Here is an 11533-nt window from a genome sequence, read left to right as displayed (position 1 = left end):
CTTTCGCGGCTCTTTCTTAAAATCATCACAGAATAATTCTGTAAGATTTTTACAACCTTAGACGTCCGTGCTGCGACGACGGATTGCCGCACCAAGGATATCACCCAGGGATGCGCCCGAGTCAGAAGAACCGTACTCGCTGATGGCGGCCTTGTCTTCCTCGACCTCACGGCCACGGATCGTCAGGGCAAGCTTGCGGGCTGCACGGTCAACGGACACGATCTTCGCATCAACCTTTTCGCCGACTGCAAAGCGCTCTGGGCGCTGCTCAGCCTTGTCACGAGCCAGTTCCGCACGACGGATGAAGCCGGTCAGAAGATCGTCAACCTTCACTTCGATACCGTTCGTCTGGACTGCCGTCACGACGCAGGTGACAACTGCACCCTTCTGAACGCGAGCAAGCGTGTCGGCTGCCGGATCTTCCTGAAGCTGCTTGATGCCCAGGGAGATACGCTCCTTCTCAGGATCCACGTCGAGGACCTTGGCCTTGACGACCTGACCCTTCTCGTAGTTCGCCATGGCTGCTTCGCCAGCTTCGTCCCAAGACAGGTCGGACATGTGAACCATGCCGTCGATGTCTGCAGAGAGGCCGATGAACAGACCGAACTCGGTGATGTTGCGGATTTCGCCTTCGATGACAGAGCCAACCTTGTGCTCTTCTTCGAACTGCTCCCAAGGGTTGCGCTGAACCTGCTTGAGACCAAGGGAAATACGACGCTTGGAGCTGTCCACGTCCAGAACCATGACGTCAACTTCCTGGGAAGTAGCGACGATCTTGCCCGGATGGACGTTCTTCTTCGTCCAGGACATTTCGGAAACGTGCACCAGACCTTCGACGCCCGGCTCCAGCTCGACGAATGCACCGTAGTCGGTGATGTTCGTGACGCGACCCGTGAAACGGGCATTTGCCGGGTACTTGAGTGCAACATTTTCCCACGGATCAGCTTCAAGCTGCTTCATGCCGAGGGAGATACGCTGCGTGTCCGGGTTGAAGCGGATGACCTGCACGCGAACCGGCTGACCGATCTGCAGAGCTTCGGACGGGTGGTTGATGCGCTTCCAAGCGATGTCCGTGACATGCAGAAGGCCGTCAACGCCGCCGAGGTCAACGAACGCACCGTAGTCGGTGATGTTCTTGACGACGCCGTCAAGGATCATGCCTTCCTTCAGGCCCTGGATCAGCTCGGAACGCTGTTCTGCACGGGTCTCTTCAAGAACGGCACGACGGGACACAACAATGTTGCCACGTGCGCGATCCATCTTCAGGATCTGGAACGGCTGCGGCTGACCCATCAGCGGGCCGACGTCACGAACCGGACGGATGTCAACCTGGCTGCCCGGAAGGAACGCCATTGCGCCGCCCAGATCAACCGTGAAGCCACCCTTGACGCGACCATAGATCGTGCCGTTGACGCGCTGGTTGTTGCCGAATGCACGCTCCAGAGCGGTCCATGCTTCTTCCCGGCGAGCCTTCTCGCGGGACAGAACGATGGAACCGTCACGGTCTTCGTAACGCTCGACATACAGCTCGACAACGTCGCCCGGCTTTACGTCCGGAGCAACACCCGGCGGGCCGAATTCCTTAAGGGAAACGCGGCCTTCGCTCTTGAGACCGACATCAACGATAGCGAATTCGTCTGTCAGACGGATCACGCGACCGGTGACGACGGAGCCGTCAAAACCGGTGTCGCGGCCCAGCGTCTCTTCGAGAAGGGCTGCAAAATCTTCCATGCCGTGCTCGGCAGGGGTCTGGTTGGCTGAAGCCATGTAAATACAATATTCCCGGATTTTCGGCCTGAAACCGATCATCCACGTCTGCGCCACGCGGATCAGGATCTGTCGTGACGACTCCCCGCTGCCATCAGAGGTCAGGACGGGTCCGTTAGGTTAAGCCTGCACGCAAATACGCGCGACAGACGACACCGTGCCCATTACGGACACAGTGCTAGCCCGCAAAAACACCCTCAGCAGGCGCTCTGTCAATAAAAAAACGGGTATTTGATCGCTCTCTGCGAGCAATCAGGAGCGCACCTGTCGGCGTGCGACTTCTTCGCAGGCTTTTTCAAGCACTTGTTCTGCGGAGAGGTCGTCCGTCTCAATCAGCACGGCATCCGCAGCCTGTACAAGAGGTGCCGTGTCCCGCGAAGAATCCCGCGAGTCTCGCGCGACAATCTCGGCAACAGCCGCCTCAAGGTCGGCTTCGGCCAGAGGAGCCTCGCCATGAACCTGATGGTGGCGACGCAGGGCGCGTGTTCTGGGAGAAGCCGTGATGAAAAACTTCACGTCTGCGTCGGGAAAAACGACCGTTCCGATATCCCGACCGTCCACAACAGCGCCAGTCTGTGCGGCAAACACACGCTGCCGGTCCAGCAGGGCTGCACGCACCGCAGGCTGGGCCGCCACAAGAGAAGCCCCCCGGTCGATTTCCGGAACACGGAGATCCGTTCGGGCCAGATCTTCCGGCTGGAGTGCCTGCGCCTGGACAGACGCATCTCCCGCCGGGTCCAGACCCGCATTCACCATCCGACGCGCGACAGCGCGGTACAGCAACCCGGTATCCAGATACGGCAGACCAAGCCGGGCCGCGAGCGCCTTGGCCAGCGTCCCCTTCCCGGCTGCGGCTGGCCCATCCACGGCAATAACGAGCGGACGGCTCATGCCCGGATATCCGCACCCAATCCGTTCATCAGGTCAACAAAACCGGGGAAACTGGTCTCGATGAAAGCCGTATCGTCGATATGAACCGGCTTCTGCGCGGCAAGACCGAACACGATGCCACTCATGGCCAGACGGTGATCCATGTGCGTCGTCACGGTGCCACCACCCAGCGGCCCCCTGAAGCCCTGAACAATCAGGTCATCACCCACGACTTCTGTTTCTGCACCGTTGACGTTCAGCAGCGAAACCGTGGCAGCCAGACGGTCGCTTTCCTTTACGCGCAGTTCTTCAAGACCACGCAGGCGGGACGATCCTTCTGCAAACGCGCAGGCCACGGCCAGAACGGGATATTCATCAATCATCGAAGGAGCACGCTCGGGCGGCACATCCACACCCTTGAGCTTACTGTGACGAACGCGCAGATCACCGACAGGCTCACCACCTTCAACACGCTCGTTCTCAATCGTCAGGTCAGCACCCATTTCGAGCAGCGTTGTGAATAGACCTGTCCGCAGCGGATTGAGGCCCACGTTCTCGATCAGCAGATCGGAACCGGGAACCAGCAGTGCAGCCACCAGCGGAAAGGCTGATGAAGACGGATCGCCCGGCACGGTCACGTCACGAGCCGTCAACTTCACCGGACCAGTCAGCTCGATTCGACGCCCACCGGCATCGAGAACGGAGACATCAACGTCCACACCAAAATGACGGAGCATGTTTTCCGTGTGGTCACGAGTGGCGACCGGCTCTTCCACAACTGTCTTGCCGACGGCATTCAGACCAGCCAGCAGAACAGCAGACTTCACCTGCGCCGAAGCAACCGGAAGACGGTATTCAAGCGGCTTGGCCTGACCATCACCGCGGACGGCCATCGGAAGACGTCCACCCTCACGGGCCAGAAATTCGGAACCGTTTTTGGACAGGGGATCCATGACGCGACGCATTGGACGGGAGCGGAGGGAAGCATCCCCGGTCATGACACTGTTCATTTTATGGGACGACAGAATACCGGACAGGAGGCGCGCGGCCGTTCCGGAATTTCCCATATCCAGCACATCTGCTGGCTCGGTCAGTTCTCCGACGCCCCGACCGTCAATCGTCCAGACGGCACCATCGCGGGTAATGGTCGCACCCAGAGCGCGCATGGCGTCTGCAGTCCGCAGAACGTCCTCGCCCTCCAGAAGACCGTAAACATGCGTACGGCCATGTGCGAGAGAGGCCAGCATCAGCGAACGATGGCTGATGGATTTGTCACCCGGAACACGGGTGCGGCCGGAAAGTCCCTTCGGGGACGCGGAAACTGTCAAAGGTCGCGCTTGCATGCCCCTGTTCATGCGAGGGTCATTCCTGCCTGTCAATCACCTACAAAAGGGTGCGCTCATGCAGTTTTTAAGACACTTCATGTTTGACATGACGGAAACAAGCTGGCATGGCCGCGTTCCTTATCCGAGGCATTGGCAGGCTTGCATAACATGGCAAAACCCGAACTCGGTCTAAAACGGACGTGCGTTGAGTGCGGCGCCCGCTTCTATGACCTGAACCGCGTCCCTACAGTGTGCCCCAAGTGTGGCACCACCCAGCCGAACGACATCGGCCGTCTGAAGCGGAGCGAAGGCCCGCTGCCGGAAGAAAAGGATCCGAAGGCTCAGCCTGACGAGAACGAAGATGATGTCGACGTCGATCTGGACACGGATGATGATGCCGATGACGATGTCATGGCACCTGATGATGATCTGGACGATGACGATGATCTTTCAAACGACATCGAAGTCACGACTGACAAGGACGACCGCGACGACAACTAAGGTTGTCCGTGCTCTTTCCTTTGCAGCAGCATTGAGCGGCTGCGCCGGTCCGGGGGACGTTTCGTCCCCGGATGGCGCAGCCGTTCGTGCATTGAAAGACCGGCTGGACCATCATCCCAGCGCAACGGCGGTCCTTCAGGAACACTGCGCTCTTCCCATCCGGGTGGTGCGCCTTCCAGCCCGAGAACAGCCTTCTCCGGACGTTCTTCTGCTTTTGGACGTCAAAACGGCAGATCAGGTGCGGACGCGGCACGTCCAGCTTCTATGCGGCGATGTGGCCCTGTCAGACGCCTGGAACTGGTATGTGCCAGAACGTCTGACGGCTGAAATGAACCATATCCTCGAGACGACAGACACACCTTTCGGGAAAGCTGTGACCGAGACACATTTCCACAGACAGCGACTCGAATCGCATTTTCCGGACGCATCGTCGGGAATCGTTCTGGAAAACCGGGCCATACTCCGGCGTGCGTCCGACAACGCACCCATTTCTCTGGTTGTGGAAGATTATCTTCCCGCAGCTCTGAAGCCCCAGCCCTGAACTTATCGGGCGGGTGACCAGTTGAGGTGCTGCCCGCCGTCCATCGCCAGCATCTGTCCGGTCACGGACGGGAGCGAGAACAGAGCCAGAGCGGCCTGAGCGATCTCTTCAGGCGAGGCACCGCACTTCAGGGGCGTTCCGGCGCACATTCGGTCAAAATGCTCCTGTGACTGCCCTACAGCCGGCAGAACAGGTCCGGGGCCAATCGCATTGACGCGAATCCGGGGGGCCAGCGCGAGCGCCAGCGTCTGTGTCAGGGTCCACAGACCAGCTTTAGACACGGTATAGCTGACGAAATGTGGTGTCAGGTTCCAGACACGCTGGTCCAGCATGTTCAGAATCAGTCCTTCCGCATCGTCCGGCAGAGACTGTGCCATAGCCTGAGACAGCATAAATGGCGCTCTCAGATTCGGTTCAATATGCTGGTCCCAGCTTTCCCTGGTCGCCGTCCCGATCTCGTCCCGCGTGAAGGCCGAAGCATTGTTGATGAGAACACCAATCGGCCCCAGCTTTTCCGTGGCTCTGGTAAAAAGGGCATCGACATCTTTTTCGCAGGCCAGATCCGCTTTCAGAAGACAACCGCGACCGCCAAGCCGATCGAGAAGCTCCTGAGCATCTGCCTCGCTCTCACGGTAGTGGATGGCGACCATAAAGCCCTGCTCCACCAGCATTTCGACCAATGCACGGCCAATGCGTCTGGCTCCCCCCGTCACAAGCGCTGTACGGGGAACGCGCGAAGAAATCATAAGGCGCGCCGTGCGATCAGGGCTGCGGCGAGTGTGCCATCATCCAGCACATCCAGCGCTCCCCCCATCGGGACACCATGTCCGACACGGCTGACCGTCACGCCTGTGGGAGCCAGCTTTTCCTGCAACCAGTGCGCGGTCGTTGCGCCTTCAACAGTTGCGCCAAGGGCCAAAATGACCTCCCTGACGCCACCTTCGGCAATACGATCCAGCAAAGACGCGACATTCAGGTCATCCGGACCAAGCCCTGCGAGCGCAGAAAGTGTGCCACCGAGCACCTGATAAACGCCCCGATGCACCCCCGCCCGCTCAAGTGCCCAGAGATCACCAACAGTCTCGACAACGCAGACCAGACCGCGATCACGGTGAGCATCCGTGCAGATATGGCAGGGATCGACTGTATCCAGATTCCCGCACAGAGTGCAGGTTCTCACACTGGTCGCGGCGCGTTCCATAAGATGCGCCAGAGGCAACATCCGCGCCTCTGGCTGGCGCAGCAGGCTGAGAGCAGCCCGTCTCGCGGACCGAGGACCAAGTCCCGGCAGACGGGACAGCATGGAAATCAGCTGTTCGATGTCATTGCTGATCATCATGGCGTCACGTCCGCGGGAAAAAGGATCAGAACGGCAGCTTCAGGCCAGGGGGCAGGTCCAGACCACCTGTCACATCGCGCATGGCCGCAGAACTGGCTGCTTCTGCCTTGTTCTTGGCATCCGTATAAGCAGCAACGATCAGATCCTGAAGCATTTCCATTTCGTTCGGATCAGCCAGCTTCGGATCGATTTTCAGGCTGCGCATTTCGCCCTTTCCCGTAAGCTGAAGCGTCACGAGACCTGCACCCGCCGAGCCATCCACCGTCAGATTGGCCAGATTTTTCTGGGCTTCTTCCATCTTGGACTGCATCTGGCTGGCCTGCTTCATCAGTCCGGCAAGGTTCTTCATAACGGCTCCTGGTCTTTCAGTAGATCGTCTTCATCAAGGAAATCGGCGTCGAGAGGCGCGAATTCCAGGTCGGGAGGAGAATCCTCCGTCAATGGTGCGGTTATTTCGGGTGGCAGACCGTATTCATCAAGAGAATGATCCTGCACATCGCCAATTTTCGCACCGGGGAAAGCTTCGAGAATGGCTTTGACCAGTGGATGAGCTTCAACCGCAGCCCGATTGAGCTGCACAACCTCGGCTCCCTGCTCGTCAAGCGTTGGTTCGCCCTCGGCAGTTGAGAGGCTGATGCGCCACTGACCGGGAAAATGCTCTTCCAGAAAACTTTGGAGAAGCCTGTCGGCTTTGGTCTGGGCATCTTCAAGGCGAATCTGAACATCTGGCGGGGAGAACCGCACGAGATGCACCGCATTGCGAAGCGTTCCATGAAGCTGGGGAACCTTGTCCCATGTCAGGGCCACCATTTCGCGCCATGTGCGCGGAGGCGTCAGGGGCTCTGGCTCAGGGGCCGGTTCGGACTCTGCTTCCGCGTAACCCGGCTCAATGATCTCGCCACCATTGGCAACCAGACGAACATGCGCTCTCGGGCCGCCCTGATCCGTAGACGCGGAAAGCTGCTGCGAGGCATGAGCCTGAATATTTACGCTGCCGGCTGAAGATCCGACGTTCGTAGAACCACCAGACGGACCAGACGGACCAGACGGACCAGACGGACCAGACGGACCAGACGGAAGCGAAAGGTCGACACCGCCTTCCGTCAACTGGCGGATCAGACGGTCCGGCGTCGGCAGCAGGCTGGCATGGCACAAACGGACCAGAACCATTTCCGCCGCCTGCCGTCGGTCAGGCGCGGCCTCAACCTCCCCAACGCCTTTGAGCAGGATTTGCCACGCACGCCCCAGAACACTCGTGGACAAACGATCGGCAAGCATGCCACCCCGCGTCCGCTCCGCTTCCGGCAGATCCCGGCCTTCTCGCAGGGGTGGCATAGCCTTGAGGCGGGACACGAGATGCAGAAGATCCAGCAGATCAGCCAAAAGAACGCCCAGATCAGCGCCTCTTGCATAAGCCTGATCCGTCAGGTCCAGAGCCGTTGCCGCTTTACCAGCCATAAGAGCTTCGAGCAGGTCAAAGACCAATCCGCGATCCGCCAGCCCAAGCATGTCTGACACAGCATCCGCATCGCTGGCACCCTGGGCAATCGCCTGATCCAGCAACGAAAGGCCGTCACGAACAGACCCATCAGCAGCGCGGGCAATCAGGGCCAGCGCGTCGTCAGAAAGGCTTGCGCCTTCCTTCTGCGCAATGCGGCCAAAATGTTCGATCAGCAAAGATTGCGGCACACGGCGCAGATCAAAGCGCTGACAGCGGGACAGGACCGTGACCGGCACCTTCCGCAGTTCTGTCGTCGCGAAAATGAAGGTAACCTGCGGCGGTGGTTCTTCAAGCGTTTTCAGAAGCGCATTGAACGCATTGCGGGACAGCATGTGCACTTCATCGATGATGAAGACTTTCATGCGCGCCTGCATCGGGCGGAAGCGCGTGGCCTCAATGATCTCACGCACGTCATCCACGCCGGTGCGGGAGGCCGCGTCCATTTCCAGAACGTCCGGGTGCCGATCCGCAAGAATGGCGGTGCAGTTCGCGCAAACGCCACAGGGTTCAGCCGTCGGACCACCCTTCCCGTCAGGCCCAACACAATTCAGGGCACGTGCGATGATACGGGCTGTCGTGGTCTTACCCACACCGCGCACGCCCGTCAGCATGAAGGCATGCGCCACACGCTTCAGTTCGAACGCGCGCCGCAGGATACGGACCAGCGAGTCCTGACCAATCAGATCTTCAAAAGTCTGAGGCCGATATTTTCGGGCAAGAACACGATAGGGCGTGTTGTTTTCCGGGAGCGCAGGAACCGGAACGGGCTCCGCAGGCGCATCACCGAAAAAGCCACCACCGTTTTCAGGCGGCAGGGGAAGATCGTCGTTATCGTCAGTCATGAAACTGGAAACCGTCAGAGCGGGATGTGAAGACCGCTCTCTGTCGGCCTTGTGCCGGGGCGCAGAACAGAAAATCTGCCGCGCCCGCAGGCTGTACTTGATAGGAGGCCGGACATTTAACCCGGATAAAACTCACTGCGGCTGCTTCCTTCCGGACCTGACCGGGTTGGCAAGGTATCCGTCCAAAGCCGACCTCCCGGCGCTCTCCTAACACGGAGATGGGGGTGTCTGACAACCCCCTATCATTCACCCGCGGCTTCACCACCCGCATGACGCGGATCAGCAGCACCGTAGATCAGGCCCGTTTTGTGAGCAGACAGGCTCGGACGATCTGCCAGAATGCCTTCAGCCACACCCCATGGGCGATGCAGGGAGAGCGCGTATCCTTCGGATTTCAGCGCATTCATCACATCATCCGTCAGGGCACCCGGCTCCAGTTCTACAGCAGACGGCTCCCACTGTTCGTGGATTCGAGGCAGATCCACAGCCTGTCGGATATCCAGGCCGTAATCGAGCACGCCCAGAATGGCGGAGAGCGTAATCGTCGGGATACGGGAGCCACCGGGGCTGCCAATCACCATAATAACCTTGCCGTCCTTCGAGACAATCGACGGAGACATGGAGGACAGCGGTGTCTTGCCCGGAGCAATGGCATTGGCTTCGGAGCCAACAATTCCGAACATGTTCGGTGCACCCGGCTTGGACGAGAAATCATCCATTTCGTCATTGAGCCAGATGCCGGTGTTGCCACCCATCACACCCGAGCCGAACCAGCCATTGAGGGTATAAGTGGCCGAAACCGCCATACCGCTTTTGTCCAGAACAGAGAACTGGGTCGTCTCATGCTTTTCCTGCGTATCCGGCGCGGCTTCTGCGGCCTTGACCGGGAGTGCTTCGCCTGCACGCAGCGTGTTGGAAGGCAGCGCATGATCCAGCGGAATACCAGCCCGCACCTGCGCGGCGTAAGCGGGATCGTTCAGGTGTTCGATCGGATTTCTGACGAAAGCCGGATCACCAAGGTCACGCCGGTCTGAATAGGCATGACGCATGGCTTCAATTTCACGCTGCGCAGACGCCGCCGTGTGCAGGCCCAGCGCGTGCATGTCATAGCCAGACAGAATGTTCAGGATTTCGCAGAGCGCTACACCACCACCACTGGGCGGAGGGGCTGTATCGATCGTGTAGCCCCGATAGGTGCAGCGGATCGGGTCCATGAAACGAATATGGTAGTTTGTGAAGTCAGCGGCTTCCAGAAGACCACCGCCTTCTTTACTGGCGCGTACGATCTCAGCGGAAATCGGCCCGTCATAGAAAGCCTTCGGCCCATTCTTGGCGACCAGTTCCAGCGAATTGGCGAGGTTTTTCTGAACCAGTCGGTCACCCGGTTCAAAAGACGACCCATCCGGACGCAGAAAAATCGGACGCGCATACGGGTCCTGACGGAAATACTTCGTGGACGTGTTCAGAAGCTGCACGTCCCCTTCATTCAGAATGAAGCCATCGCGTGCCAGAGCAATAGCAGGCGCCATGACCTTCTCACGCGACAGATGCCCCCATTTTTGCAGGATCGTATCTAGTCCAGCCACCGTCCCCGGAACCGCAACGGCTTTCCAGCCTTCCGTGGACAGACCCGGAATAACCTTGCCGGAAGCATCCTGATACATTGTGGCGGTTGCGGCACCCGGCGCATGTTCGCGGAAATCCACGAAAACCGTCTGACCGGATTTCAGGCGAATGGTCATGAAACCGCCGCCGCCAATATTACCCGCAGCCGGATAGACAACTGCCAGCGCATAACCTACGGCAACAGCCGCATCGATGGCGTTACCGCCCTGTGCAAGAATCTGCGCCCCGGCTTCCGATGCAAGATGCTGCGCTGAGACCACCATGCCGTGCTTGCCTGAGGCCAGCACGCCCGGAGACATATGATCCGGACCGAAAGCCAGCGGATCGTGAGCAGAACTCAGAGTAGTCGTTGCGGGAGCAGCCAGCGCTGTGCCCCCTGTCAGACCTGCAACAATCAGGGCAAAGATTTTTTTCATGCGCCAGCTCCGTAAGGGGGCTTGTTGTAACCTTTCGGGGAGAGGGTGAAGATTTCGCAGCCGTCTTCCGTCACCCCAACCATATGCTCAAACTGAGCGGAGAGTGTGCGGTCACGCGTAACGGCTGTCCAGCCATCATCCAGTACTTTGACCTCGGGCTTGCCGATATTGAGCATCGGTTCGATCGTGAAGACCATTCCCGGCACCAGCTTCACGCCCTGCCCCGGCTTTCCATAATGCAGGACGTTCGGAGCGGCGTGAAAGTCTCGCCCGATGCCATGCCCGCAGAAATCACGCACGATGGAGAAGCGGTTCTTTTCAGCATGAACCTGAATCGCATGGCCGACATCGCCAAGTGTATTGCCCGGCTTGACCTGCTCAATCCCCAGCATCAGGGACTCATAGGTCACTTCAACCAGCTTCTCGGCTTTCTTCGGGGCTTTTCCGACGATGTACATGCGGGAATTGTCGCCGTACCAGCCATCCAGAATGGACGTCACATCGATATTGACGATATCGCCGTTGGAAAGCTTTTTGTCCCCCGGAATACCGTGACAGACCACATGGTTGATGGAAATGCAGCAGGCTTTCGGGAAGCCATGGTAGTTCAGGGGAGCCGGGATCGCGCCATGAGCCAGGGTAAACTCATGAATAATCCGGTTCAGTTCTTCCGTCGTGACACCCGGCTGAACATACTCCGTGATCATATCCAGCGTTTCTGAAGCCAGTTGCCCGACTTTTCTCAGATGTTTGAAGTCTTCACTGTCGTAAAGAACAATCCCACGCGAATTATCACCCATGTCTG

Annotated in this window: 11 protein-coding genes and 1 other RNA gene; 2 read left to right on the top strand and 10 right to left on the bottom strand. The window is 58.8% G+C overall.

The features are described from left to right. Nucleotides 1-57: 57 nt before the first annotated feature. The 3 genes from rpsA to aroA form a co-directional block, all read right to left on the bottom strand. Nucleotides 58-1767 (bottom strand): 30S ribosomal protein S1, encoded by a 1710-nt coding sequence (gene rpsA / locus HKD32_RS00595; RefSeq protein ID WP_010500704.1) that lies wholly within the window; start codon nucleotides 1765-1767, stop codon nucleotides 58-60. A 252-nt stretch (nucleotides 1768-2019) separates the two neighbouring features. Further along, on the bottom strand, nucleotides 2020-2658 hold the full coding sequence (gene cmk, locus HKD32_RS00590; protein ID WP_194257335.1) for a (d)CMP kinase: 639 nt from the start codon (nucleotides 2656-2658) through the stop codon (nucleotides 2020-2022). Then, on the bottom strand, nucleotides 2655-3980 hold the full coding sequence (gene aroA / locus HKD32_RS00585; RefSeq protein WP_194257334.1) for a 3-phosphoshikimate 1-carboxyvinyltransferase: 1326 nt from the start codon (nucleotides 3978-3980) through the stop codon (nucleotides 2655-2657). Before aroA ends, cmk begins: the two co-directional genes overlap by 4 nt. A 150-nt stretch (nucleotides 3981-4130) precedes the next feature. On the opposite strand from aroA, the gene HKD32_RS00580 reads away from it, so the two are divergent. Together HKD32_RS00580 and HKD32_RS00575 are read left to right on the top strand one after the other, a co-directional pair. After that, the gene (locus HKD32_RS00580) at nucleotides 4131-4463 is read left to right on the top strand and encodes an FYDLN acid domain-containing protein (protein WP_010500698.1); all 333 of its coding nucleotides are present in this window, start codon (nucleotides 4131-4133) and stop codon (nucleotides 4461-4463) included. Continuing rightward, on the top strand, nucleotides 4405-5004 hold the full coding sequence (locus HKD32_RS00575; protein ID WP_228118672.1) for a chorismate--pyruvate lyase family protein: 600 nt from the start codon (nucleotides 4405-4407) through the stop codon (nucleotides 5002-5004). The genes HKD32_RS00580 and HKD32_RS00575 overlap by 59 nt, the downstream gene beginning before the upstream one ends. A 2-nt stretch (nucleotides 5005-5006) precedes the next feature. Here HKD32_RS00575 and HKD32_RS00570 read toward each other — a convergent pair whose 3' ends face one another. From HKD32_RS00570 to map, 7 genes are all read right to left on the bottom strand, one after another. After that, a complete protein-coding gene (locus HKD32_RS00570) occupies nucleotides 5007-5750 on the bottom strand; it encodes an SDR family oxidoreductase (protein ID WP_194257333.1) in 744 nt (247 codons plus the stop codon). Beyond that, the gene (gene recR, locus HKD32_RS00565; protein ID WP_167347222.1) at nucleotides 5747-6340 is read right to left on the bottom strand and encodes a recombination mediator RecR; all 594 of its coding nucleotides are present in this window, start codon (nucleotides 6338-6340) and stop codon (nucleotides 5747-5749) included. The genes HKD32_RS00570 and recR overlap by 4 nt, the downstream gene beginning before the upstream one ends. A gap of 28 nt (nucleotides 6341-6368) precedes the next feature. After that, nucleotides 6369-6692 carry a YbaB/EbfC family nucleoid-associated protein gene (locus HKD32_RS00560; protein ID WP_010500689.1) on the bottom strand — a complete coding sequence of 108 codons (324 nt, stop codon included), beginning with the start codon at nucleotides 6690-6692 and terminating at the stop codon, nucleotides 6369-6371. Beyond that, a complete protein-coding gene (locus HKD32_RS00555) occupies nucleotides 6689-8686 on the bottom strand; it encodes a DNA polymerase III subunit gamma/tau (protein WP_194257332.1) in 1998 nt (665 codons plus the stop codon). The genes HKD32_RS00560 and HKD32_RS00555 overlap by 4 nt, the downstream gene beginning before the upstream one ends. 100 nt (nucleotides 8687-8786) lie before the next feature. After that, an RNA gene (gene ffs / locus HKD32_RS00550) (signal recognition particle sRNA small type) lies at nucleotides 8787-8883 on the bottom strand. 45 nt (nucleotides 8884-8928) lie between these two features. Continuing rightward, the gene (ggt, locus tag HKD32_RS00545; RefSeq protein ID WP_061932898.1) at nucleotides 8929-10728 is read right to left on the bottom strand and encodes a gamma-glutamyltransferase; all 1800 of its coding nucleotides are present in this window, start codon (nucleotides 10726-10728) and stop codon (nucleotides 8929-8931) included. After that, nucleotides 10725-11528, bottom strand: a complete 804-nt coding sequence (gene map, locus HKD32_RS00540; protein ID WP_061932900.1) for a type I methionyl aminopeptidase — start codon at nucleotides 11526-11528, stop codon at nucleotides 10725-10727. The genes ggt and map overlap by 4 nt, the downstream gene beginning before the upstream one ends. Nucleotides 11529-11533: the final 5 nt, after the last annotated feature.

Origin of the sequence: Gluconobacter japonicus, assembly GCF_015244665.1 — a bacterium.
GTDB lineage: Bacteria > Pseudomonadota > Alphaproteobacteria > Acetobacterales > Acetobacteraceae > Gluconobacter > Gluconobacter japonicus.
The sequence above is the reverse complement of the archived record's forward strand: the minus strand, read 5'-3'. Positions and strand labels throughout refer to the sequence as shown.